General features: G+C 46.4%; 35 protein-coding genes. All 35 read right to left on the bottom strand.

The window, feature by feature from the left end:
- Nucleotides 1–218 precede the first annotated feature (218 nt).
- The 35 genes from dnaK to rpsJ all read right to left on the bottom strand — a co-directional run bounded on the left by dnaK (nt 219) and on the right by rpsJ (nt 20,882).
- Nucleotides 219–2,084, bottom strand: coding sequence for a molecular chaperone DnaK (dnaK, locus tag MKJ04_RS19020; RefSeq protein ID WP_241643251.1), 1,866 nt, complete (start codon nt 2,082–2,084; stop codon nt 219–221).
- 171 nt (nt 2,085–2,255) lie between these two features.
- Nucleotides 2,256–2,753, bottom strand: a complete 498-nt coding sequence (locus MKJ04_RS19015; RefSeq protein WP_241643250.1) for a DinB family protein — start codon at nt 2,751–2,753, stop codon at nt 2,256–2,258.
- Nucleotides 2,754–3,109: 356 nt separating this feature from the next.
- Nucleotides 3,110–3,406: an FtsB family cell division protein gene (locus MKJ04_RS19010; protein ID WP_241643249.1), complete on the bottom strand. Its 297-nt coding sequence runs from the start codon at nt 3,404–3,406 to the stop codon at nt 3,110–3,112.
- A gap of 94 nt (nt 3,407–3,500) precedes the next feature.
- On the bottom strand, nt 3,501–4,778 hold the full coding sequence (gene eno / locus MKJ04_RS19005) for a phosphopyruvate hydratase (protein ID WP_241643248.1): 1,278 nt from the start codon (nt 4,776–4,778) through the stop codon (nt 3,501–3,503).
- Nucleotides 4,779–4,799: 21 nt separating this feature from the next.
- Nucleotides 4,800–5,912 carry a glutamine-hydrolyzing carbamoyl-phosphate synthase small subunit gene (gene carA / locus MKJ04_RS19000; protein ID WP_241643247.1) on the bottom strand — a complete coding sequence of 371 codons (1,113 nt, stop codon included), beginning with the start codon at nt 5,910–5,912 and terminating at the stop codon, nt 4,800–4,802.
- Between the two features lie 75 nt (nt 5,913–5,987).
- The gene (rplQ, locus tag MKJ04_RS18995; protein WP_241643246.1) at nt 5,988–6,566 is read right to left on the bottom strand and encodes a 50S ribosomal protein L17; all 579 of its coding nucleotides are present in this window, start codon (nt 6,564–6,566) and stop codon (nt 5,988–5,990) included.
- Between the two features lie 70 nt (nt 6,567–6,636).
- The gene (locus MKJ04_RS18990) at nt 6,637–7,626 is read right to left on the bottom strand and encodes a DNA-directed RNA polymerase subunit alpha (RefSeq protein WP_241643245.1); all 990 of its coding nucleotides are present in this window, start codon (nt 7,624–7,626) and stop codon (nt 6,637–6,639) included.
- A 37-nt stretch (nt 7,627–7,663) separates the two neighbouring features.
- Complete coding sequence (gene rpsD, locus MKJ04_RS18985; protein WP_241643244.1) at nt 7,664–8,269, bottom strand: 30S ribosomal protein S4; 606 nt, start codon at nt 8,267–8,269, stop codon at nt 7,664–7,666.
- A gap of 20 nt (nt 8,270–8,289) precedes the next feature.
- Complete coding sequence (gene rpsK / locus MKJ04_RS18980; protein ID WP_241643243.1) at nt 8,290–8,682, bottom strand: 30S ribosomal protein S11; 393 nt, start codon at nt 8,680–8,682, stop codon at nt 8,290–8,292.
- Nucleotides 8,683–8,691: 9 nt separating this feature from the next.
- On the bottom strand, nt 8,692–9,069 hold the full coding sequence (gene rpsM / locus MKJ04_RS18975; RefSeq protein WP_241643242.1) for a 30S ribosomal protein S13: 378 nt from the start codon (nt 9,067–9,069) through the stop codon (nt 8,692–8,694).
- A gap of 10 nt (nt 9,070–9,079) precedes the next feature.
- Nucleotides 9,080–9,196, bottom strand: a complete 117-nt coding sequence (gene ykgO / locus MKJ04_RS18970) for a type B 50S ribosomal protein L36 (RefSeq protein ID WP_241643241.1) — start codon at nt 9,194–9,196, stop codon at nt 9,080–9,082.
- A 5-nt stretch (nt 9,197–9,201) separates the two neighbouring features.
- Nucleotides 9,202–9,420 carry a translation initiation factor IF-1 gene (gene infA / locus MKJ04_RS18965; RefSeq protein ID WP_241643240.1) on the bottom strand — a complete coding sequence of 73 codons (219 nt, stop codon included), beginning with the start codon at nt 9,418–9,420 and terminating at the stop codon, nt 9,202–9,204.
- Nucleotides 9,421–10,194 carry a type I methionyl aminopeptidase gene (gene map / locus MKJ04_RS18960; RefSeq protein ID WP_241643239.1) on the bottom strand — a complete coding sequence of 258 codons (774 nt, stop codon included), beginning with the start codon at nt 10,192–10,194 and terminating at the stop codon, nt 9,421–9,423.
- Nucleotides 10,195–10,197: 3 nt separating this feature from the next.
- Nucleotides 10,198–11,514 (bottom strand): preprotein translocase subunit SecY, encoded by a 1,317-nt coding sequence (secY, locus tag MKJ04_RS18955; RefSeq protein WP_241643238.1) that lies wholly within the window; start codon nt 11,512–11,514, stop codon nt 10,198–10,200.
- 9 nt (nt 11,515–11,523) lie between these two features.
- Entirely contained in the window at nt 11,524–11,970 is a 447-nt protein-coding gene (rplO, locus tag MKJ04_RS18950; RefSeq protein ID WP_241643237.1) for a 50S ribosomal protein L15, read from the bottom strand.
- Nucleotides 11,970–12,152 (bottom strand): 50S ribosomal protein L30, encoded by a 183-nt coding sequence (rpmD, locus tag MKJ04_RS18945; RefSeq protein ID WP_241643236.1) that lies wholly within the window; start codon nt 12,150–12,152, stop codon nt 11,970–11,972. The genes rplO and rpmD overlap by 1 nt, the downstream gene beginning before the upstream one ends.
- A 5-nt stretch (nt 12,153–12,157) precedes the next feature.
- Nucleotides 12,158–12,676: a 30S ribosomal protein S5 gene (gene rpsE, locus MKJ04_RS18940; RefSeq protein ID WP_241643235.1), complete on the bottom strand. Its 519-nt coding sequence runs from the start codon at nt 12,674–12,676 to the stop codon at nt 12,158–12,160.
- Between the two features lie 6 nt (nt 12,677–12,682).
- Nucleotides 12,683–13,030, bottom strand: a complete 348-nt coding sequence (gene rplR / locus MKJ04_RS18935) for a 50S ribosomal protein L18 (protein ID WP_241643234.1) — start codon at nt 13,028–13,030, stop codon at nt 12,683–12,685.
- A gap of 8 nt (nt 13,031–13,038) precedes the next feature.
- Complete coding sequence (rplF, locus tag MKJ04_RS18930; protein ID WP_241643233.1) at nt 13,039–13,593, bottom strand: 50S ribosomal protein L6; 555 nt, start codon at nt 13,591–13,593, stop codon at nt 13,039–13,041.
- A gap of 15 nt (nt 13,594–13,608) precedes the next feature.
- Entirely contained in the window at nt 13,609–14,007 is a 399-nt protein-coding gene (gene rpsH / locus MKJ04_RS18925) for a 30S ribosomal protein S8 (RefSeq protein WP_241643232.1), read from the bottom strand.
- A 90-nt stretch (nt 14,008–14,097) separates the two neighbouring features.
- On the bottom strand, nt 14,098–14,367 hold the full coding sequence (gene rpsN, locus MKJ04_RS18920; protein ID WP_241643231.1) for a 30S ribosomal protein S14: 270 nt from the start codon (nt 14,365–14,367) through the stop codon (nt 14,098–14,100).
- Nucleotides 14,368–14,371: 4 nt separating this feature from the next.
- Complete coding sequence (rplE, locus tag MKJ04_RS18915) at nt 14,372–14,926, bottom strand: 50S ribosomal protein L5 (protein WP_241643230.1); 555 nt, start codon at nt 14,924–14,926, stop codon at nt 14,372–14,374.
- A gap of 1 nt (nt 14,927) precedes the next feature.
- A complete protein-coding gene (rplX, locus tag MKJ04_RS18910; RefSeq protein WP_241643229.1) occupies nt 14,928–15,251 on the bottom strand; it encodes a 50S ribosomal protein L24 in 324 nt (107 codons plus the stop codon).
- 18 nt (nt 15,252–15,269) lie between these two features.
- Complete coding sequence (gene rplN, locus MKJ04_RS18905; protein WP_241643228.1) at nt 15,270–15,638, bottom strand: 50S ribosomal protein L14; 369 nt, start codon at nt 15,636–15,638, stop codon at nt 15,270–15,272.
- Nucleotide 15,639: 1 nt separating this feature from the next.
- The gene (rpsQ, locus tag MKJ04_RS18900) at nt 15,640–15,897 is read right to left on the bottom strand and encodes a 30S ribosomal protein S17 (protein WP_241643227.1); all 258 of its coding nucleotides are present in this window, start codon (nt 15,895–15,897) and stop codon (nt 15,640–15,642) included.
- Nucleotides 15,898–15,911: 14 nt separating this feature from the next.
- Nucleotides 15,912–16,112: a 50S ribosomal protein L29 gene (gene rpmC, locus MKJ04_RS18895; protein WP_241643226.1), complete on the bottom strand. Its 201-nt coding sequence runs from the start codon at nt 16,110–16,112 to the stop codon at nt 15,912–15,914.
- A 3-nt stretch (nt 16,113–16,115) separates the two neighbouring features.
- Nucleotides 16,116–16,538: a 50S ribosomal protein L16 gene (rplP, locus tag MKJ04_RS18890; protein WP_241643225.1), complete on the bottom strand. Its 423-nt coding sequence runs from the start codon at nt 16,536–16,538 to the stop codon at nt 16,116–16,118.
- Between the two features lie 31 nt (nt 16,539–16,569).
- On the bottom strand, nt 16,570–17,340 hold the full coding sequence (gene rpsC, locus MKJ04_RS18885) for a 30S ribosomal protein S3 (RefSeq protein WP_241643224.1): 771 nt from the start codon (nt 17,338–17,340) through the stop codon (nt 16,570–16,572).
- Between the two features lie 4 nt (nt 17,341–17,344).
- On the bottom strand, nt 17,345–17,737 hold the full coding sequence (gene rplV / locus MKJ04_RS18880; RefSeq protein WP_241643223.1) for a 50S ribosomal protein L22: 393 nt from the start codon (nt 17,735–17,737) through the stop codon (nt 17,345–17,347).
- Nucleotides 17,738–17,739: 2 nt separating this feature from the next.
- The gene (rpsS, locus tag MKJ04_RS18875) at nt 17,740–18,018 is read right to left on the bottom strand and encodes a 30S ribosomal protein S19 (RefSeq protein WP_241643222.1); all 279 of its coding nucleotides are present in this window, start codon (nt 18,016–18,018) and stop codon (nt 17,740–17,742) included.
- The gene (gene rplB, locus MKJ04_RS18870) at nt 18,019–18,846 is read right to left on the bottom strand and encodes a 50S ribosomal protein L2 (RefSeq protein ID WP_241643221.1); all 828 of its coding nucleotides are present in this window, start codon (nt 18,844–18,846) and stop codon (nt 18,019–18,021) included.
- A 10-nt stretch (nt 18,847–18,856) separates the two neighbouring features.
- The gene (gene rplW / locus MKJ04_RS18865) at nt 18,857–19,144 is read right to left on the bottom strand and encodes a 50S ribosomal protein L23 (protein WP_241643220.1); all 288 of its coding nucleotides are present in this window, start codon (nt 19,142–19,144) and stop codon (nt 18,857–18,859) included.
- A complete protein-coding gene (gene rplD / locus MKJ04_RS18860; RefSeq protein WP_241643219.1) occupies nt 19,144–19,773 on the bottom strand; it encodes a 50S ribosomal protein L4 in 630 nt (209 codons plus the stop codon). The genes rplW and rplD overlap by 1 nt, the downstream gene beginning before the upstream one ends.
- A gap of 2 nt (nt 19,774–19,775) precedes the next feature.
- Nucleotides 19,776–20,393, bottom strand: coding sequence for a 50S ribosomal protein L3 (gene rplC, locus MKJ04_RS18855; protein ID WP_241643218.1), 618 nt, complete (start codon nt 20,391–20,393; stop codon nt 19,776–19,778).
- 183 nt (nt 20,394–20,576) lie between these two features.
- Entirely contained in the window at nt 20,577–20,882 is a 306-nt protein-coding gene (gene rpsJ / locus MKJ04_RS18850; protein WP_007654312.1) for a 30S ribosomal protein S10, read from the bottom strand.
- Nucleotides 20,883–20,884: the final 2 nt, after the last annotated feature.

Here is a 20,884-nt window from a genome sequence, read left to right as displayed (position 1 = left end):
GCTCTTCCTGGTCTGTTAATCTGATGTATCGCATAACACCAGAAACACTTATATACCTATTTTTGTCCCGCTACTTATATTTTCCCAAAGCAGAAAAACTTATTTGAAAGCAGGTGAACGTGCAGCTATCCTCAAGTTTATAATATGGTATAAAAGCAAACATCCCGCTACCAGGTTATCTGATAGCGGGATGCTTGCTTTTATACTTGTAAAATAGTCTACTCTATTTTTTTGCCAGACATGGCTTTTTTGATGGAAATCTGCATCACGCGTTCTGCAAACGGGCTTGTCTGCGCTTCCAGCACATCCACGGCACCGTAAATCGCGTCTTTATCGCCACCGGCGGCCAGCACGTCTTTCAGGCTTTGCAGGTTTTTGCGGGTCAGGTTTATCTCCTCTTCTGTCAGGTGCTCCCCGTTCTTCTCCACAAAACGCTCTACCTGGTATAGCATCTGCTCGGCGGTGCTGCGGGCCTCGATCTGCATCCGGGCCGTCACGTCGTCTTTCGCATGCGTAATGGAGTCCATCAGCATCTGCTCTACCTGCTCGTCCGTCAGGCCGTACTGCGGTTTCACCTCTACTTCCTGGCGCGTGCCGGAGCGAAGCTCCACTGCCTCCACCTTCAGAATGCCGTCTGCGTTCAGGATAAAGTTCACATCCACTTTCGGGAAACCAGCGGGCATGGCAGGTATACCTTTCAGGTCAAACTCGGCCAGTTTGCGGTTCTCTTTCACGATGTCGCGCTCCCCCTGAAAAACAGAAATCTTCATGTTTACCTGCCCATCCACCGAAGTGGTATACTGGCGGCCGGCTTTGGTCGGTATCTTGGAGTTTCTCGGGATGATCGGGTCCATCAGGCCACCCATTGTTTCAATGCCCAGCGTGAGGGGCGTCACGTCGAGCAGCAGGATGTCTTTACGGTTACCCGCCAGGATATCGGCCTGTATGGCTGCGCCCAGCGCTACCACCTCGTCCGGGTTCAGGTTGTTGTTGGCCGGTTTGCCGAAGAACTCTGAAACGGCCTCGTATACCATTGGCACACGCGTAGAGCCTCCCACCATAATCACCGCATCGATCTGCTCTGGGCTTAGCTTTGCATCGCCCATCGCCTGGCGGCAGCTTTCAATGGTTCGGGCCACAATCGGGGCTATCAGGGCCTCGAAGGTATGGCGCTCAATATGGCATTCCATGGTGCCGTTGATGTTGCTGGTGTATACCTCCTGCGTGCTCAGCGCTTTCTTGGCTTCCTCGGCTTTCAGGCGCAACTCCTGCGACAGGTTCTTGTCCTGGTTCACGGTGTCGGCGATCAGCTCGTTCTGCTGTATCCAGTGATTAATGATGGCACGATCGAAGTCGTCGCCGCCCAGGTAAGTATCCCCGTTGGTAGACAGCACCTCGAAAATCCCCTGATGGATGCTCAGGATGGAAATATCAAACGTACCGCCACCCAGGTCATATACCGCCACGGTCTTCTCCTCGTTCGGGTCGATACCGATGCCATAGGCCAGTGCAGCCGCGGTAGGCTCGTTTACGATGCGCAGCACCTCCAGCCCGGACAGTTTTCCGGCATCGCGGGTAGCCTGGCGCTGTGAGTCGTTGAAGTAGGCCGGCACCGTGATCACGGCGCGGTTCACAGGGGTTTTCAGGGAGTGCTCGGCACGCTCGCGCAGTTCGCGCAGGATGTCCGCCGATAGCTCGATGGGCGAGTAAAACTTGTCCTGTACCCGGATCTTCACCAGCCCTTCGCTGTCATCATCAATGACCTTATACCCAAAGTAGTCCTTGTGCTCACCCAGGTCTTTGTATGATTTGCCTAACAGGCGCTTTACAGAGTATATCGTGTTCGCCGGATCAGAGATCAGGTAGTCTTTTGCGTCGGTACCCACAATCGTTTCGCCGTTCTGCGCAAAATGTACCACCGACGGCACGATGGTTCCGCGCCCCTGGTCGTTGATGGCGATGGGTTTCTTGTCTTCAGGATGGATGTAGGCCACCAAGCTGTTGGTCGTTCCTAAATCTATACCTACTATTACCTCTGCCTGCTGAAGCGCACCAGTAGAAAGGTTTATTGCAACTTTTGCCATAGTATCTTTTATTACGTGAGGCCGCCGCTATACCGCGACAGCTCATAGCACAAAGTTACAAATAATTTAGGAAGGGCCGCTTGCGGTGTATTGCCTGCCTGAAAAGCATGTGGCAAAGCAGAAAACAAAAAAAGGAGCTGCTTTCGCCGGGCAACTCCCTTTCTGGATTAGCTACATGCCTTGCTCATCGGCACTTGGCCCGTAGCTACCGGGTATAGGAATATCAAGCAGGCGCAGGTACACGCCCAATTGTGCCCTGTGGTGTATGGTTTGCGCCAACGCATGGCGAACGGTTTGGTACTTCGACAAGGTCATATACACCGCATCGCCGTTGCGCAAGCTCCAGGGCTCTTCCAACTGCTCTTCCGTTGCCTGGGCCATGTCTGCTTTCGCTTTCGCTAGGTTCTTTTCGAAAAGAGACAACAGCTCTTCTGTAGTATTCGCATCACCCGGGTTATAGGGTTTGGCGGCAAAGTCGAGTTCGTCCGTTGTTACCGCTAGAGTAATCCAGGTGGGTAAATCAGCAATGTGCAACGCGAGTTCCTTAATAGGCATGCTCTTGGCGTGCGGCTGCCAGCCGAATTTATCGTCTGGCACAATAGCTAACATCTTGCGGGTTATTTTCCCTTCTTCCTCGATTTCTGTCAGAAGCTTTTCAATGATTTTCATAGGCTTATTTTTTGTTGTACATAACAATAATACCTAAATATATTAGCAAATACTAATAATATTAGGAAATATTGGTGATGTTTTGTTGGGAATCAGAAAGATGCTATACAAGCTACCCGGGCGAAGCAAGGGCTACAGGAGTAAGGGCAAAAAGCTTGATCAGCCGGTGGCATGCTGGAAGGGTATCCAGGAAAAGATAAGGCAAAAAGTACAGAGCAGCAATTATAGATTGATGGCTATGATTCTGATGGGAATATCTGGCATAAAATTACGCGCATACTTTCATGATTGCCATCAGCGGTTTATACCAACTTTACTCGCCATCCTATCTGCCGCTGCTTAATTGCATGAATGAATTACTCATCCTGGGGCACAATGATGAACACATCTTCGTTGGGGCGCTTCATCAGGTATTTCTCACGGGCGAATTTCTCCAGCAGCTTGGGGTCGCTCATCAACTCTTTGCGGTCTTTCTGCACCTCCTCCATTTTCTCGAGGTAATGCTCTTTCTCCTCTTCCAGGTTACTGAGCGTCTTGTTCATCTGGTACTGTGTGATGAAATCGTTCGAGTCAAAGAAAAGCATCCATACCAAAAACAGGAAAGAAGTAATGAGATAGAAATTCCGGAAGATTTTGGGGATGCGCTTATACATACTAGTATGGCTAAAAAGGTCTTATACAAAAATAAGGCTGTGAGTTAGATAACCCACAGCCTTACCAAGATTTATTTTATATGTTCCTGTATACCTAGAACTTCTTGCCCGGGAAGTAAGCAACCTCGCCCAGTTCCTCCTCAATGCGGAGTAATTGGTTGTACTTGGCCATACGGTCAGAGCGCGAAGAAGAACCAGTCTTGATCTGGCCAGTGTTTAGGGCAACCGCAAGGTCAGCGATGGTGTTGTCCTCAGTCTCGCCAGAACGGTGGCTCATAACGCTCTTATACCCATGGCGACGGCCCAGGTTAATCGCATCGATGGTCTCGGTCAGCGTACCGATCTGGTTTACCTTGATCAGGATAGAGTTGGCTACGCCCTGGTCGATACCCTGCTGCAGGCGGTTCACGTTTGTCACGAACAAATCGTCGCCTACCAGCTGGCACTTGCTTCCGATCGCGTCTGTCAGCTCTTTCCAGCCTTTCCAGTCATCCTCGGCCATGCTGTCCTCCAGAGAGATGATCGGGTATTTCTCTACCCACTCTTTCCAGTAGCTCACCATTTCAGAAGAAGTCAGCTTGTCGCCTGTAGACTTCTTGAAATGATACTGGCCAGATGCCGCGTCGTAGAACTCAGAGCTAGCTGCGTCCATCGCGATCATCATATCGTCGCCTGGCTTGTAGCCAGCCGCCTCAATTGCCTGAAGCACTACCTCGATCGCCTCTACGTTAGACGCGATGTTCGGCGCAAAGCCACCCTCATCACCAACGTTGGTAGAAAGGCCTTTCTTCTTCAGTACGTTCTTCAGATGATGGAACACCTCAGAACCCATGCGCAGCGCCTCAGAGAAAGAAGAAGCGCCAACCGGCATGATCATAAACTCCTGGAAGTCGATGGCGTTGTCTGCGTGGCTACCGCCATTCAGGATGTTCATCATCGGCACAGGAAGCGTGTTGGCGTTCACACCACCCACGTAGCGGTATAGCGGCATGTTCAGCTCCTGGGCAGCGGCACGGGCAATCGCCAGCGACACACCAAGAATCGCGTTGGCGCCTAAGTTGCCTTTGTTATCAGAGCCATCCAGCTGGATCATGATCTTGTCAAGCAGGTTCTGCTCGTATACCTGGAAACCGATCAGCTCTTCGGCAATTTTCTCGTTCACGTTCTGCACAGCCTGCAAAACGCCTTTGCCCATATACTTGCTCTTATCGTTATCACGAAGCTCTACTGCCTCGTGCACGCCCGTGGAAGCACCAGATGGCACAGCGGCACGGCCAAGCGCCCCATATTCGGTAACAACGTCTACCTCTACAGTAGGATTTCCTCTTGAATCGAAGATTTGTCTGGCTTTAATGTCTGTGATTAAGCTCATGGTTGGTTTTTAACTATAGTTTTACTTGATTTTATATGCTTCTAGCAGCGCCACGAAGTTATCGAAAAGGTATTCCGAATCGTGCGGCCCCGGCGACGACTCCGGGTGGTACTGCACCGAGAAGGCGGGCTTGTTCTTCATCCGAATGCCTTCGATGGTGTTGTCGTTCAGGTTGATGTGCGTTACCTCTACCTCAGGGTGATTGCGCAGTTGCTCCGCGTCTACCACAAAACCGTGGTTCTGGCTGGTTATCTCGCAGAGTCCTGTAAGCAGGTTCTTTACCGGGTGGTTAAGGCCGCGGTGCCCATTGTGCATTTTATAGGTAGCGATGCCATTGGCCTGCGCCAGCATCTGGTGCCCCATACATATACCAAAGAGTGGCTTCTCCTTCTGCAGGATTTGCTTTACGCTATCCACTGCGAAAGTAGTCGCGGCGGGGTCTCCGGGTCCGTTGGAGATAAAGTACCCGTCCGGGTTCCACTGCTCCATTTCCTCGAACGAGGTGTTGTAAGGGAAAACCTTCACCTCGCAGCCACGCTTCAGAAAGTTGTGGAGACTGTTCTGCTTCACGCCCAGATCAAGCACGGCCACCCTGAACTTTGGATCTTCCAGAGTATGCTCGTATGTTGCCGAGGTGCTAACTTTCGAAGACAGCTCAAGGCCAGCCATAGAAGGCACCTCAGCTAGCTTTTTACGCAACTCATCCAGGTCCGTTATCTCAGAAGAGACGATCGCATTCATCGCGCCTTTGTCCCGGATATGCCGCACCAGCGCACGCGTATCGATTTCACAAATACCCACCACACCGGCTTTCTCGAAGTAGTCCTGCAAGGAGCCTTCGGCTGTCTTTCTGGAGAAATGGTGTGAGAAATCTTTACATACCAAGCCGCTGATCTGTATCCTGTCAGATTCCACCTCCTGGTGTTGCACGCCATAGTTGCCTACATGCGACACGGTAGTGACGACCATCTGCCCGAAGTAAGAAGGGTCTGTAAAAATTTCCTGGTACCCTGTCATACCAGTATTAAAGCAGAGTTCGCCGCCGGATGTACCAAGGCGGCCCAGGCTTTTACCTTTATAAACGGTACCATCTTCTAAAAGAAGTATGGCTTCTGTTGAAATTTGCTTTTTCATATTGCTGATTTATTACAAAAATAAAAAAGGGACACGACTTTCGTCATGTCCCTTCGAAATATTTATAAAAAATGCTTACTGAGCATCTTTTGTCTCCTCAGTAGTATCATCAGAAGCAGGAGCTTCTTCTTTAACTGGAGCAGCTTCCTCTGTTGCAGGAGCGGCAGTTTCGGCAGCAGGAGTTTCAGCAGCGGCTGTAGCGGCAGGTGTAGCCTCAGTCGTGCTCTTCTTGCTTCCTCCACGGCGACGTGACTTCTTGGCACCAGCAGCGGCAGTGTCAGTTGCCAGCATATCCTCGTTATAGTCTACCAACTCGATCACACACATTTCTGCGTTGTCACCAAGTCTGTAGCCAGTCTTCAGGATGCGGGTATAGCCACCCGGTCTGTTGGCAACTTTCAGGGATACTTCATCAAAAAGCTCTTTTACAGACTCTTTGTTCTGCAGGTATGCAAAACAAGTTCTTCTGGAGTGTGTCGTGTCGCTCTTAGACTTTGTAAGGAGTGGCTCTACGTACTTACGCAAAGCTTTTGCTTTCGCTACTGTTGTTGAAACGCGCTTGTGCAGAATCAAAGACGACGCCATGTTCGATAGCATTGCCTTGCGGTGTGAAGCGGTTCTTCCTAAGTGATTTACTTTTTTACCGTGTCTCATTATTGTGTATTGTGCACGTGCATACCGTCGATCAACCCGTTAGGGGATCGGGAATTATGCCGTAGATTAATTAATCTTCTTCTAATTTATACTTAGAAAGGTCCATTCCGAAGGTTAAGCTCTTCTCCTGAACTAAATTCTCCAACTCAGTCAACGACTTCTTACCGAAGTTTCTGAACTTCATCATGTCCGCGATGTCTAACTGCACCAGGTCACCCAACGTCTTGATGTCGGCAGCTTTCAGGCAGTTATAAGCGCGCACAGATAGGTCCATATCCTGAAGAGAAGTCTTCAGAACTTTGCGCATATGCAGCAATTCTTCGTCAACGGCCTCCTCTTCTTCAGGCTTGGCAGTCTCAAAAGTCATTGTGTTGTCAGAGAACAGCATGAAATGCTGAATCAGGATATTGGCCGCGCCTTTCAATGCATCCTCAGGATGGATCGAACCGTCGGTCTGTATGTCTAGCACGAGCTTCTCGTAGTCAGTTTTCTGCTCTACTCGAGTGTTCTCAACGCTAAACTTTACATTTTTGATAGGTGTGTAGATGGCATCGATAGAGATCTGACCAAACACTTGCTCAGCAGGCTTGTTCTCCTCAGCAGGCACGTAACCACGCCCTTTCTGAACAGTCAGTTCTACTTCGAAATTGATGCTTGTATCCAGGTGGCAAATTACCAACTCTGGGTTCAGCACTTCATAGCTCGCTGTAAACTTGTTGATGTCGCCAGCCTTGAAAGTATCCTGACCACTAAGATTGATCGTGATCTTTTCGTCTACAACATCGTTTAGTTTCTTTAAACGAACCATCTTTAAGTTAAGGATTACGTCAGAGACATCCTCAACCACCCCTTCAACAGACGAGAACTCATGCAATACACCACCTATGCGGATGCTTGTGATGGCATATCCTTCTAATGATGAAAGAAGAATTCTTCGCAAAGCATTACCGATGGTTACACCGTAACCTTTTTCAAGCGGCTTGAATTCAAATAGCCCATGAAAGTCGTTGGCTTTTTCCATCACAACTTTCTCTGGCATCTGAAATGCTAATATTGACATACTTGCAGTGTTAAAGGTTAGAAATTGATTATGCTGCTTACTTAGAGTAAAGCTCGACGATCAGCTGCTCCTGGATTTTCTCAGGTATCTGCTCTCTCTCTGGAGTCGCGATGTACTTGCCAGCCATCTCTGAAGCATCCCACTCTAACCAGCTAAACTGACGCGCATTGCGCGTAGTAAGGGAAGTAGTGATTGCCTCAAGCGTCTTAGACTTCTCTCTAACAGCCACTACATCACCAATCTTCAGGCTGAAGGAAGGGATATTTACAATTTCGCCGTTCACCAGAACGTGCTTATGCAGCACAAGCTGACGGGCAGCTCTCCTTGTCGGGGCAATGCCCAAACGGTAAACAGTATTATCTAACCTAGACTCAAGCATTGCCAGCAGGTTTTCGCCTGTAACGCCACTCTTACGGTGTGCCTTAGCGAAAATGTTAGCAAATTGTTTTTCCAGGATACCGTATATATATTTCGCTTTCTGCTTCTCAGCTAACTGAACAGCATATTCCGACTGCTTCTTACGACGACCACGGCCATGCATCCCGGGAGGATAGCTCTTCTTCTTAAGCGCTTTGCTTGGACCGAAAATCTCTTCGTTGAAACGTCTTGAGATTTTGCTTTTTGGACCAGTATATCTTGCCATTTCTTAATTTAAATTTAAAATTAAACTCTTCTGCGTTTTGGAGGACGACATCCGTTGTGTGGCAACGGTGTAACATCTTTAATGGAAGTCACCTCGATACCGGTGTTCTGTACAGTACGGATGGCAGACTCTCTACCTGCACCCGGACCTTTTACAAAAACCTCAGCCTTGCGCATACCCAGGTCATAAGCAACCTTTGCGCAATCGCCGGCAGCCATCTGCGCTGCATACGGAGTGTTCTTTTTAGAACCTTTGAAGCCCATTTTACCAGCAGAAGCCCAAGAAATAACCTGACCTACGTTGTTGGTTACTGATATAATGATGTTATTGAAAGAAGCCTTAATGTGTATCTGTCCGGTTGATTCAACAACTACGACACGCTTTTTAGCTTTGTCTTTTCTTTTTTGAGCCATGATCAATTATTATTTAGAAGCTTTCTTCTTGTTCGCAACTGTCTTACGCTTACCTTTTCGGGTACGTGAGTTGTTTTTGGTACGCTGACCGCGCACTGGCAAACCCTTACGATGTCTCAACCCGCGGTAGCTACCGATGTCCATGAGACGCTTGATGTGCAACTGCACCTCAGATCTCAGCACACCTTCAGTCTTGTGGTCCGCTGCTATAATATTTCTGATCTCACCGGCTTCTTCTTCTGTCCAGTCTTTCACTTTTTTGTCAAGATCCACCCCGGCTTTCTGAAGAATTTTAATGGAGAGGTTACGACCAATACCGAAGATATAGGTCAATGCAATCTCGCCTCTTTTGTTATCCGGAATATCTACTCCTGCGATTCTAGCCATACTAATTTAATTATCCTTGTCTTTGTTTATATCTTGGATTCTTTTTGTTGATGACATAAAGCTTACCCTTGCGACGGATAATCTTACAGTCAGCACTTCGCTTTTTTACTGATGCTTTAACTTTCATTATATTTATTTATATCTGTAAACAATTCTGCCTTTAGTCAGGTCATAAGGAGACATTTCCAACTTCACTCGATCACCCGGGAGAATCTTAATGTAATTCATTCTCATTTTTCCGGAGATATGAGCAATCAACTGATGACCGTTTTCAAGCTCAACTCTAAACATGGCGTTAGACAAAGCCTCGATGATAGTTCCGTCTTGTTCGATTGACGACTGTTTTGCCATTTATGATTTTTTTGCTTGTTCTATATAATCAAATGTTGTTAAGATCTCTGCCTGATCTTTCCGCACAACCACTGTGTGCTCAAAGTGTGCGGAAGGTTTGTTGTCTCGCGTTCTGATTGTCCAGCCATCATCTTCCTGCACAATGTGCCGTGTGCCCAAGGTAATCATAGGCTCGATAGCGATAACCAAACCGTCCTGCAGTTTGGGACCCTGACCGCGCTTGCCGTAATTGGGCACTTCAGGAGACTCATGCAAATTGCGGCCGATGCCGTGGCCAACCAGTTCTCTGACCACACCATAGCCATGCTTTTCGGCATGGTCCTGTATAGCAAAACTCACATCTCCCATCCGGAAACCTATGGTTGCTTTGTCTATCCCTTTGTAAAGCGACTCTTTCGTCACTTTCAAGAGGTCAGTTACCTCTTCCGAAACATTACCGACAGCGTGGGTATAAGCACAATCGCTGTGAAACCCTTTATAGTATACCCCTGCGTCAACAGAGATCACATCACCATCGTTCAAAACGTATTCACCGGGAAAACCGTGCACAACAGTGGAATTCACTGATATACACAGGCTATAGGGAAAACCGTTGTAATTTTTGAAAGAAGGCTGTCCTCCGTTATCACGGATATATTCTTCAGCGCGGTTATCTAATGTTACCGTGGAAACACCTTCCTTTATAAGCTGAGCAATTTCGCCATGTGCTTTGCTTAAAATCAAAGCACTCTGGCGAATCAGCTCAATTTCTTCTTCTGTTTTATATATGATCATAGATTATGATGCCATGGCAATGTTCTCAGTTCTGCCACGAAGCTTACCTGATTTCATCATGCCATCATAGTGTCTCATTAACAAGTAGCTTTCAACTTGCTGAAGCGTATCCAACACAACACCTACCATAATGATAAGGGAAGTACCGCCAAAGAACTGAGAAAACTCTCTGGTTACACCCAATAGCATGGCGATAGAAGGGAAAATCGCAACAAGGGCAAGGTAAATGGCACCCGGCAGCGTGATTCTGGTCAGGATCGCATCAATGTACTCCGATGTGGCAAGACCAGGCTTAATCCCAGGAACAAAGCCGCCGCTTCTTTTCAGATCATCTGCAATCTGATTAGGGTTAACGCTAATGGCTGTATAGAAATAGGTGAAGACCAGAATCAACAGACCAAAAACAAGGTTATACTGCCATGAGGTAAAGTCTGAGAATGTAGCACCAATATAGTTTGCCGTGTCGTTAGAGCTTGCCCAGATAGAGGCAATCATAGAAGGCAGGAACATCAGCGACTGCGCAAAGATGATGGGCATTACACCGGCAGCATTTACCTTAAGGGGTATGAACTGGCGCTGTCCGCTGTATAAAGAGCTTCCACCTACTTGCTTGGCATACTGCACAGGTATTCTTCTGATTGCTTGCGTCAGCATTACTACCGACATTACAACAAAGAATAGAATGAACAGTTCGAACAAGAATAAAAGGGCCCCGTTCAGCTGCTTAGATAAGAATTCAGCCACGATAGCCCCAGGGAATCGGGAAACTATACCGATCATAATCAGCATGGATATACCGTTACCAATCCCCTTGTCAGTGATTTTTTCACCTAGCCACATACAGAAGATCGTACCTGAAGTGAGGACAATCATTGATGTGATGGTAAATAATGTCTGGCTGATGACGATAGCCTCGGCATTGATCGTGGCGACAAAGCCAACTGCCTGCGCCAACGTGATTACTATGGTAAGAACTCGGGTGATTTGGTTGATTTTCTTTCTACCAGACTCACCCTCCTTCTGCATCTTTTGGAAATACGGAACTGCAATTGTAAGAAGCTGCAACACAATCGAAGCCGATATGTATGGCATTATACCTAATGCAAAGATAGAGGCATTACTAAATGCCCCACCAAGGAAAGTATCCAACAAACCAAACAGGCCACTAGTGTTCGCCTGCAGCTGATTTGGATCCACACCAGGTAAAACAACAAAAGAACCGAGTCTGAAAATTGCTATAAAGAAAACCGTATTTAAAATACGGACTCTAAGATCTTCAATAGCAAAGATGTTCTTAATAGTTGTTATAAACTTCTTCATACCGATCGATTAAAGCGCTACTGTTTTACCGCCTGCTTTTTCTATGGATGATGTTGCAGTACCAGAGAACGCGTGAGCGTGTATTTCTACAGCCTTGTTCAATTCTCCTCTACCCAATATTTTAACTTTATCGTTTTTCTGAACCAGGCCGTGGGCTTTGAAGAAATCAAAGTTCAACACAGCTTCGTTGGTCGACTCGGCTAAAGACTGAATAACATCTAAGTTGATAGCCTTATACTCAACACGGTTGATGTTTTTAAAGCCATACTTAGGTACACGTCTCTGAAGTGGCATCTGACCACCTTCGAAGCCGGATTTCTGTGAATAACCAGAGCGGGACTTGGCACCTTTGTGACCACGCGTAGAAGTACCACCTCTACCTGATCCAGTACCTCTACCGATTCTTTTTCTGGTTTTGACAGCACCTTCTGCAGGTTGTAAAGAATTTAAGTACATTATTGAAAGTCTTTAACTTCTACTAAATTATGAATTTTTTTTACCATACCAGCAATCTGCGGAGTCAACTCTACAGAAACTGATCTGCTTATCTTGCCAAGACCAAGCGCCTTAATCGTAGCCTTCTGGTCTTTCGGGCGGTCAATGATACTTTTGACCTGAGTGATAGTAACTTTAGCCATCTCGATTATCCGTTAAATACTTTTTGTAAGTTAACACCGCGTTGCTGTGCAACTGCCAAAGGATCACGCATTTTTGAAAGAGCATCGAAAGTTGCCTTCACCACGTTGTGTGGGTTAGAAGAGCCTTTAGACTTACAAAGCACGTCTTTGATTCCGGCGCTTTCCAGTACGGCACGCATCGCACCACCTGCAATTACACCCGTACCCGGCGCAGCTGGCTTAATCAACACGAAACCACCTGAGAACTTGCCTTCCTGAGAATGAGGAACAGTGCTATGGTATGTAGGAACCTTTACCAGATTCTTCTTTGCATCGTCGATACCCTTAGCGATAGCATCCGTTACTTCGTTCGCCTTGCCCAGTCCGTATCCAACAACACCGTTTCCATCACCAACAACTACAATGGCGGCGAATGAGAATCTTCGACCACCTTTTACTACCTTGGCAACGCGGTTAATGGCGACTACTTTCTCCTTGAGTTCGATTTCGCTCGCCTTTACACTTCGTATATTATTCTTCAACATAGTTATTTAGAATTTAAGGCCAGCCTCACGAGCGCCTTCTGCCAACGATTTAACTTTACCATGATACAGGTATCCGGAGCGGTCGAACACTACAGCAGAAATACCCTTTGAAATGGCTTTCTCGGCAATGTCTTTTCCAACTCTATTGGCAGTTTCTACATTAGCTTTTGCATCATCAAGCTTAACGGAAGAGGCTGCTGCTAGTGTCACACCAGTAGTATCGTCAATCAGCTGTGCATAAATCGCCTTGTTGCTGCGGAACACAGATAATCGTGGCCTTTCAGAAGTACCAGAAATCTTGTTTCTGATACTTCTCTTTATTCTTAGTCTTCTTGAAATCTTGTTAGTAGACATGATGATGATTATTTAGACGCTGTCTTACCAGCTTTTCTTCTGATTACTTCGCCTACAAAGCGGATACCCTTGCCTTTGTATGGCTCTACTTTACGGAGTGACCTGATCTTCGCCGCTACCTGGCCAAGCAATTGCTTGTCGCTAGACTCCAGCGTGATTACAGGAGACTTACCTTTTTCAGTAACAGCAGTAGCCGTCACTTCAGAAGGAACGCTCAGAAAGATGTTGTGCGAGTAACCAAGAGACAGTTCAAGGATAGTTCCCTGTACTGTTGCTTTATACCCTACACCCACTAACTCAAGCTGCTCTTTGTAACCTTCGCTTACACCTATCACCATGTTGTTGATAAGTGAACGATACAGACCATGCATAGCCTTGTGGCGCTTCTGCTCCGTAGGGCGCTCCACAACAAGTTGGTTATCCTGCTGCTTCACAATCATATCTTTATCTACAGCAGTAGAAAGGGATCCTTTTGGGCCTTTCACTGTAACTACGTTGTTATCGGCAACGGATACTTCAATACTGGAAGGCAGGCTGATTGGCAATTTTCCTATACGTGACATTGTCTATCCTCCTAATTAATAAACGTAACACAATACCTCGCCACCAATCTTAAGTGACTTGGCTTCTTTCTCTGTCATTACGCCCTGAGAAGTCGACAAAATGGCAATGCCAAGCCCGTTCAATACACGTGGCAGGTTCTCGCTTCCGGCGTACTTACGCAACCCTGGCTTACTTACCCTGTCCAGTTTCACAATAGCAGACTGCTTAGTGTTAGGGTTGTACTTCAGAGCTATCTTGATTGTACCTTGTACCGCAGCGTCATCAAATTTATAACTCTGGATGTACCCTTTGTCGTACAATACTTTAGTAATCTCTTTTTTTATGTTGCTAGATGGTATTTCAACTATTCTATGGTTCGCCTTGATAGCGTTACGCACTCTAGTTAAATAATCTGCTATTGGATCTGTGTTCATTATGGAAACTATATAATAATGAATGCTTTATCTAAGCGAGGGGCAAAGATACGAATATCTTTTCTTTTTCCTTACCGAGTAAGAAAAAAATTACCAGCTTGATTTTGTAACACCAGGAATTTTACCAGCAGAAGCAAGCTCTCTGAAAAGGACGCGGGAAATTCCAAATTTCCGCATATACCCTCTCGGGCGTCCTGAAAGCTTGCAACGGTTGTGCAGACGAACAGGCGACGCGTTGCGTGGCAACTTGTCTAAGGCCTCATAGTCTCCGTTAGCTTTCAATTCGGCTCTTTTGGTAGCATATTTCGCTACCAGCTTCTGTCTTTTAAGCTCTCTCGCTTTTACTGATTCTTTTGCCATTTTCTTATTTCTTAGCGTTTATGAAAGGCATGCCGAATGCTTTTAACAGTTCGTAGCTTTCCTCGTCTGTCTGAGCGGTGGTTACGAATGTGATATCCATACCCGAAATCGCTTTCACCTTATCGATGCTGATTTCTGGGAAGATGATCTGCTCCTTTACACCCAGTGTGTAGTTTCCGCGGCCATCAAACCCTTTTTCGTTGATGCCTCTAAAGTCACGCACACGTGGAAGGGCAATCGTCACCAAACGGTCCAGGAACTCATACATCTTCTCACCTCTTAGCGTCACGCGGGCGCCAATCGGCATGCCCTCACGCAGCTTAAAGTTCGAAACAGACTTCTTCGCGATTGTAGAAACAGCCTTCTGTCCTGTAATAGTCGAAAGCTCCTCCACACCAATGTCCACCAACTTTTTGTCGGAAACGGCTGCACCGATACCTTTGTTGATAGAGATTTTTGTGAGTTTAGGCACCTGCATGATGTTCTTATACTGGAACTTCTCTTTCAAGGCAGGCACTACCTCATTTTCGTATTTTTCTTTGAATCTTGTAGTTGCCATCTTAGATAACCTCCCCTGTCTTTTTAGAGTAACGCTCTGATTTACCTTCGCTGTTCGTTCTTCTAGCAGCTTTAGTCGTCTCTCCTGTCTTAGGGTCAACCAACGCGACATTGCTAGCGTGTACCGGAGCTTCTATCTGGCTGATGCCGCCCTGTGGATTCTGCGCGCTAGGCTTAGCGTGCTTAGTCACCATGTTAAGGCCTTCAATAGTTACTCTCTGCTTATCTGCATTCACAGCGATTACACGGCCTGTTTTACCGCGATCGTCACCGGCAATAACTTTAACTGTATCGCCAGTCTTTACATGAAGTTTTTTCTTATTCATTTTAATCTGAATTATAGGTTAAAGAACTTCAGGCGCTAACGAAACAATCTTCATGAATTGCTTTTCACGAAGCTCACGGGCTACTGGTCCGAAGATCCGGGTGCCGCGTGGCTCATTGTTTGCATTTAGAAGAACGGCTGCATTGTCGTCAAAACGAATATATGATCCGTCCTTTCTTCTAACCTCTTTCTTTGTTCTTACAATAACTGCTTTTGAAACAGTTCCTTTTTTAATGTTACCAGAAGAAAGAGCTGATTTTACAGTCACCACGATTCTATCTCCGATAGAAGCGTATTTCTTGCCAGTACCACCTAACACGCGGATGCAAAGCACCTCTTTGGCACCGCTATTGTCAGCCACACTAAGTCTTGATTCCTGCTGTATCATCTTATTTCGCTCTTTCTATGATTTCTACTAAACGCCAGTTCTTATTCTTGCTAAGCGGGCGTGTCTCCTCAATGCGAACAAAGTCTCCAATGTTGCAATCGTTGTTCTCGTCGTGAGCCATGAACTTGTTGGATTTCTTCAGAAACTTTCCGTACATCGGATGCTTCATTCTGCTTTCCACCATTACCGTGATAGACTTGTTCATCTTGTTGCTAACAACCTTACCACTTCTTTCTTTTCTTAGATTTCTCTCTTCCATGATATAACTAGGTCTTAAGAGTTAGCTTGTGATTCACGACTGTTGATTTCCGTGTGGAGACGAGCGATCGTGCGCTTCGACTCACGGATTTTCATTGGGTTCTCCAACGGAGATATAGCATGTGCAAAACGCAGGTTCTGCATGTTGGAGCGCTCAGTGTTTAGCTTCTCTTTCAGCTCTTCTGAAGATAAAGCCTTGATCTCTGAATTTTTCATTTTCTATTTCTCAACGTAATCCCTACGTACTACAAATTTTGACTTAACTGGGAGCTTCTGAGCTGCTAATCGCAACGACTCTTTGGCCACATCCAGGGTAACGCCATCCGATTCAAACATGATCGTTCCTGGCTTCACCACGGCTACCCAATACTCAGGCGAACCCTTACCCTTACCCATTCGAACCTCTGCAGGCTTCTTTGTGATAGGCTTGTCAGGGAAAATCCGGATCCATACTTGTCCTTCACGCTTCATAGCTCTCGTCATGGCAATACGGGCGGCCTCAATCTGGCGGCTTGTAATCCATGATGCTTCCAGCGATTTTATTGCAAATGAACCAAATGAAATGGTGCTGCCTCTATGAGCCAGACCCTTCACGCGGCCTTTTTGCATTTTTCTATATTTAGTCCTTTTAGGCTGTAACATTTTCTAAAATCCTAATAATGTTATCAATCGATTACTGACGACGCTTGGTGTTGCGCTTTGGCCCACCGGCATTATCCGTTTTCTTACGGTTGCCGCCACGTCTGTCACCACCACCAGCACTTGAACCAGCAGGTCCTTTGCCACTCTCCATGCCAGCATTCGGAGTAAGATCGCGCTTACCGTATACCTCGCCTTTAAATACCCAAACCTTGATACCAAGTTTTCCATACACCGTCTGTGCTTCAGACAAAGCATAGTCGATGTCGGCACGGAGCGTGTGAAGAGGAGTTCTTCCCTCTTTGTAGTGCTCCGTTCTGGCCATTTCAGCACCGCCCAAGCGGCCTGACACCTGTACCTTGATACCTTCGGCTCCAACGCGGAGAGCAGAGGAGATTGCCTGCTTCATGGCACGGCGGAAAGAGATACGTGCCTGCAGCTGCTGCGCGATTGACTCGCCTACCAGCTTGGCATCCAACTCAGGGCGCTTGATCTCAAAGATGTTGATCTGAATATCCTTGTTCGTCAGCTTCTTGAGCTCTTCCTTGATCTTATCTACTTCCTGGCCGCCTTTACCGATAACCACACCCGGACGGGCAGTGTTTACAGTGATGGTGATACGCTTCAGCGTTCTCTCGATGATGATTTTAGAAATTCCGCCTTTAGGAATACGCGCTAATATATATTTTCTGATTCTCTCGTCTTCGATCAGCTTCTCAGCGAAATCTTTGCCGCCATACCAGTTAGAATCCCAACCTTTAATAATGCCGAGTCGAAAACCGATTGGATTTACTTTCTGTCCCATTTTCTTACTTGTTGGCTTTTTTAGATTTCTTTGATTGCTGTTCCATTTGCTCCTCAGTCAGGCTGTCGATGATCACCGTAACATGGTTAGATCGCTTCCTGATGCGGTAGCCGCGACCCTGTGGGGCCGGACGAAGACGCTTCAGCATTTTGCCTTCGTTCACGTAGATCTCTTTAATGAAAAGGTTGGCCTCTTCAATGCGAGCGTCTTCGTTTTTAGCCTGCCAATTAGACAAGGCAGACAGAAGAAGCTTTTCAAGTCTCTCAGAACCAGAGTTCGGCTCGAACTTCAATAGGCTAAGGGCTCTTGATACGCTTTTGCCACGGATCAAGCCTGCTACTAATCTCATTTTACGAGGAGAAGTAGGCACGTTATTTAATTTTGCTACTGCTTCCATGGTTATCGCTTGCCTTTATCTTTTTTAGCAACGTGACCTCTGAAGTTTCTGGTTGGGGCAAACTCGCCGAGTTTGTGTCCTACCATGTTCTCCGTCACATATACCGGAATAAATTTATTGCCATTGTGTACTGCAAAGGTATGACCAACGAAATCCGGAGAAATCATGGATCTGCGTGACCAAGTCTTGATAACAGACTTCTTGCCAGCCTCATTCATTACAGTCACTTTCTTCTCGAGCCTAAAGTCAATGTAAGGCCCTTTTTTTAATGATCTAGCCATTTATTTTTTCTTTCCTCTGTTAACAATAAGCTTTTCAGAATACTTGTTCTTGTTTCTGGTCTTAAGGCCTTTAGAATACAAGCCCTTACGAGAACGTGGGTGACCGCCTGAAGACTTACCTTCACCACCACCCATAGGGTGATCGACAGGGTTCATGGCAACACCACGCACGCGAGGACGCTTACCTAACCATCTGTTACGTCCGGCTTTACCAAGCTTCACGTTCATATGGTCGCCATTAGAAACAGTACCAACTGTAGCTGAACAGTTTACAAGTACCATTCTCAACTCGCCTGAAGGAAGTTTAATTGTAGCATAACGACCTTCTCTGGCTACTAGCTGAGCGTAAGAGCCTGCACTACGGGCAAGAATTGCACCGTTGCCGGGCTGAAGCTCAATGTTGTGAATGATAGTACCTAGAGGAATATCAGATAAAGGAAGGCAGTTACCTACCTCAGGGGCTACGCCCGGGCCTGAAGTAATAACAGTGCCTACTTGCAAGCCGGCAGGAGCAATGATATATGCTTTCTCGCCGTCAACGTAATGCAGCAGCGCGATACGGGCAGTTCTGTTCGGATCGTACTCGATCGTCTTCACTGTAGCCGGAATGCCGTGCTTGGTACGCTTGAAATCGATAACCCGGTATTTCTTCTTATGACCGCCGCCTAAATAGCGCATGGTCATTTTACCTGAGTTGTTGCGTCCACCAGATTTTTTAATAGGTGCCAACAAAGATTTCTCTGGAGTAGATGCCGTGATTTCATCAAAGGCAGGGGCTACTCTAAATCTTTGACCTGGTGTTGTTGGTCTTAACTTTTTTAAAGCCATTTTAACTTAATTATATGCCGCTGTAAAAGTCTATTACTTCGCCCTCTTTCAGGGTTACTATTGCTTTCTTGATCAGAGAAGTACGACCGCTAACAGCTCCTGACTTTGTGTACTTCGTCTTCACCTTACCGATAGAGCGCATGGTAGCCACTTTCTCCACGGTAACGCCGTACTGTTTCTCTATCTGCTTCTTGATTTCTACTTTATTGGCGTTCTTGCTCACCTCAAAAGCATATTTGCCTACCTCGTTCAAGGCTGCAAATTTCTCTGTGATTATGGGTCTTTTCAGAACGTTCATTACTTTTCGCTAAAGAGGGTTTCTAATACATTAACTGACTCTTCTACCAACAACAACTTCTCTGTGTTCAACAGGTCGTATGTGTTTACATCGCTGGCAGTAGATATTTTAACCTTCTGCAAGTTACGGCCAGAAAGAACAACGTTCTTGTCTACAGCAGGAAGCACGATAAGCGTCTTGCCGGTTGCCTGCAGGTTGCTCAGAATGCCTTTGAACTCGCTCGTCTTCGGCGCATCCAGTTTGAACGCCTCAACCAAAGCAACCCGGTTGTCGCGGGCCAGTAAAGAAAGGGCAGAAAGACGTGCTGCTCTCTTCAGTTTCTTGTTCAGCTTAAAGCTATAGTTTCTTGGCTTAGGACCGAACACACGGCCACCACCCACAAACAAAGGCGACTTTATAGAACCCGCACGGGCTCCGCCAGTACCTTTTTGCTTCTTGATCTTCTTTGTTGAGCCAGCAACTTCTGCGCGCTCCTTTGATTTGTGCGTACCTTGGCGCTGATTTGCCAGGTACTGCTTCACGTCAAGATACATTGCATGCTCATTTGGCTCTAAACCAAACACAGCATCAGAAAGTGTTACCTTTCTGCCTGTATCCTCACCTTTGCTATTTAATACAGAAAGCTCCATTATTATTTCTCGATTAATACGTAAGAATTTTTGGCACCTGGTACAGAGCCACTAACAACCAAAAGGTTTTTGTCTTGTATCACGCGCAGCACGGTTAAGTTCTCGATCTTAACGCGGTTACCGCCCATTCTACCAGCCATGCGCATACCCTTGAACACTCTTGATGGCCAAGAACATGCACCAATTGAACCAGGGTGCCTTGCCCTGTTGTGCTGACCGTGCGTCTGGCCGCCAACACCGGCAAAGTTATGACGCTTCACAACGCCCTGGAAACCTTTACCTTTCGAGGTTCCAACCACATCCACGTACTCACCTTCAATAAACAGATTCACATCGATTGTATCCCCTAAGCTTGGAGAGATACCTTCCATGTCAAATTCAGCTACTTTTTTGCTAGGAGCTGTGTTTGCTTTCTTGTAATGTCCGGCTTCTGCCTTAGTTACTCTCTTCAGTTTCTTCTCGCCAAAGCCGATCTGTACAGCTTCGTAGCCATCCGTTTCGACTGTCTTCACCTGAGTAACTACACATGGGCCAGCTTGAATAAGCGTAACTGGAGTGTATTTACCATCTGCTGTGAAGAGGCTTGTCATTCCGATTTTCTTACCGATAATTCCAGGCATTCAACTAATTTTTTAAAAGATGGATATAATATATGGTTTGCCCTCAGTTTTCTAAGGGAGTGCAAAGTTATAAAATATTTTTAGGTTTCAATAACATCGCCTTAAATTATTTATGAATCACGTAGTTATAAAAAAAGAGAACCAGTTTCCCGGTTCTCTTTTTTTATATAGCCTTGTAGTGCATCAAACCTTGATCTCTACATCCACGCCGCTAGGCAATTCAAGTTTCATCAGTGCATCTACTGTTTTAGAGCTTGTTGAGTAGATGTCTACCAAGCGCTTGTAGGTGCAAAGTTGGAACTGCTCACGAGACTTCTTGTTAACGTGCGGCGATCGCAGTACCGTGAACTTGTCTTTCTCGGTTGGAAGAGGAATTGGTCCGCTTACGATGGCACCAGTTGCTTTTACAGCTTTTACGATCTTCTCAGAAGACTTGTCTACCAGGTTATGGTCGTAAGACTTAAGCTTTATTCTTATTTTCTGATTCATTT

It is taken from the genome of Pontibacter sp. E15-1, assembly GCF_022601975.1.
GTDB lineage: Bacteria > Bacteroidota > Bacteroidia > Cytophagales > Hymenobacteraceae > Pontibacter.
The sequence above is the reverse complement of the archived record's forward strand: the minus strand, read 5'-3'. Positions and strand labels throughout refer to the sequence as shown.

Bases quoted from the DNA above. Each gene is read 5' to 3' on its own strand.
- rpsS (WP_241643222.1), bottom strand. From the start codon at position 18,018: ATGGCTAGATCATTAAAAAAAGGGCCTTACATTGACTTTAGGCTCGAG.
- rpsK (WP_241643243.1), bottom strand. From the start codon at position 8,682: ATGGCTCAAAAAAGAAAAGACAAAGCTAAAAAGCGTGTCGTAGTTGTT.
- rplE (WP_241643230.1), bottom strand. From the start codon at position 14,926: ATGGCAACTACAAGATTCAAAGAAAAATACGAAAATGAGGTAGTGCCT.
- rpsJ (WP_007654312.1), bottom strand. From the start codon at position 20,882: ATGAATCAGAAAATAAGAATAAAGCTTAAGTCTTACGACCATAACCTG.
- map (WP_241643239.1), bottom strand. From the start codon at position 10,194: ATGATCATATATAAAACAGAAGAAGAAATTGAGCTGATTCGCCAGAGT.
- infA (WP_241643240.1), bottom strand. From the start codon at position 9,420: ATGGCAAAACAGTCGTCAATCGAACAAGACGGAACTATCATCGAGGCT.
- rpsN (WP_241643231.1), bottom strand. From the start codon at position 14,367: ATGGCAAAAGAATCAGTAAAAGCGAGAGAGCTTAAAAGACAGAAGCTG.
- MKJ04_RS19010 (WP_241643249.1), bottom strand. From the start codon at position 3,406: ATGTATAAGCGCATCCCCAAAATCTTCCGGAATTTCTATCTCATTACT.
- rpmD (WP_241643236.1), bottom strand. From the start codon at position 12,152: ATGGCTAAAGTTACTATCACTCAGGTCAAAAGTATCATTGACCGCCCG.
- rplX (WP_241643229.1), bottom strand. From the start codon at position 15,251: ATGAATAAGAAAAAACTTCATGTAAAGACTGGCGATACAGTTAAAGTT.
- carA (WP_241643247.1), bottom strand. From the start codon at position 5,912: ATGAAAAAGCAAATTTCAACAGAAGCCATACTTCTTTTAGAAGATGGT.
- secY (WP_241643238.1), bottom strand. From the start codon at position 11,514: ATGAAGAAGTTTATAACAACTATTAAGAACATCTTTGCTATTGAAGAT.
- rpsH (WP_241643232.1), bottom strand. From the start codon at position 14,007: ATGAACACAGATCCAATAGCAGATTATTTAACTAGAGTGCGTAACGCT.
- rplW (WP_241643220.1), bottom strand. From the start codon at position 19,144: ATGAACGTTCTGAAAAGACCCATAATCACAGAGAAATTTGCAGCCTTG.
- eno (WP_241643248.1), bottom strand. From the start codon at position 4,778: ATGAGCTTAATCACAGACATTAAAGCCAGACAAATCTTCGATTCAAGA.
- rpsE (WP_241643235.1), bottom strand. From the start codon at position 12,676: ATGTTGAAGAATAATATACGAAGTGTAAAGGCGAGCGAAATCGAACTC.
- MKJ04_RS18990 (WP_241643245.1), bottom strand. From the start codon at position 7,626: ATGTCAATATTAGCATTTCAGATGCCAGAGAAAGTTGTGATGGAAAAA.
- rpsC (WP_241643224.1), bottom strand. From the start codon at position 17,340: ATGGGACAGAAAGTAAATCCAATCGGTTTTCGACTCGGCATTATTAAA.
- rplN (WP_241643228.1), bottom strand. From the start codon at position 15,638: ATGATACAGCAGGAATCAAGACTTAGTGTGGCTGACAATAGCGGTGCC.
- rplC (WP_241643218.1), bottom strand. From the start codon at position 20,393: ATGCCTGGAATTATCGGTAAGAAAATCGGAATGACAAGCCTCTTCACA.
- rplF (WP_241643233.1), bottom strand. From the start codon at position 13,593: ATGTCACGTATAGGAAAATTGCCAATCAGCCTGCCTTCCAGTATTGAA.
- MKJ04_RS19015 (WP_241643250.1), bottom strand. From the start codon at position 2,753: ATGAAAATCATTGAAAAGCTTCTGACAGAAATCGAGGAAGAAGGGAAA.
- rplO (WP_241643237.1), bottom strand. From the start codon at position 11,970: ATGTACTTAAATTCTTTACAACCTGCAGAAGGTGCTGTCAAAACCAGA.
- rpsD (WP_241643244.1), bottom strand. From the start codon at position 8,269: ATGGCAAGATATACTGGTCCAAAAAGCAAAATCTCAAGACGTTTCAAC.
- rplD (WP_241643219.1), bottom strand. From the start codon at position 19,773: ATGGAGCTTTCTGTATTAAATAGCAAAGGTGAGGATACAGGCAGAAAG.
- rpsQ (WP_241643227.1), bottom strand. From the start codon at position 15,897: ATGGAAGAGAGAAATCTAAGAAAAGAAAGAAGTGGTAAGGTTGTTAGC.
- rpmC (WP_241643226.1), bottom strand. From the start codon at position 16,112: ATGAAAAATTCAGAGATCAAGGCTTTATCTTCAGAAGAGCTGAAAGAG.
- rplR (WP_241643234.1), bottom strand. From the start codon at position 13,030: ATGTCTACTAACAAGATTTCAAGAAGACTAAGAATAAAGAGAAGTATC.
- rplB (WP_241643221.1), bottom strand. From the start codon at position 18,846: ATGGCTTTAAAAAAGTTAAGACCAACAACACCAGGTCAAAGATTTAGA.
- rplV (WP_241643223.1), bottom strand. From the start codon at position 17,737: ATGGAAGCAGTAGCAAAATTAAATAACGTGCCTACTTCTCCTCGTAAA.
- rplQ (WP_241643246.1), bottom strand. From the start codon at position 6,566: ATGAGACACGGTAAAAAAGTAAATCACTTAGGAAGAACCGCTTCACAC.
- rpsM (WP_241643242.1), bottom strand. From the start codon at position 9,069: ATGGCTAGAATCGCAGGAGTAGATATTCCGGATAACAAAAGAGGCGAG.
- rplP (WP_241643225.1), bottom strand. From the start codon at position 16,538: ATGTTACAGCCTAAAAGGACTAAATATAGAAAAATGCAAAAAGGCCGC.
- dnaK (WP_241643251.1), bottom strand. From the start codon at position 2,084: ATGGCAAAAGTTGCAATAAACCTTTCTACTGGTGCGCTTCAGCAGGCA.
- ykgO (WP_241643241.1), bottom strand. From the start codon at position 9,196: ATGAAAGTTAAAGCATCAGTAAAAAAGCGAAGTGCTGACTGTAAGATT.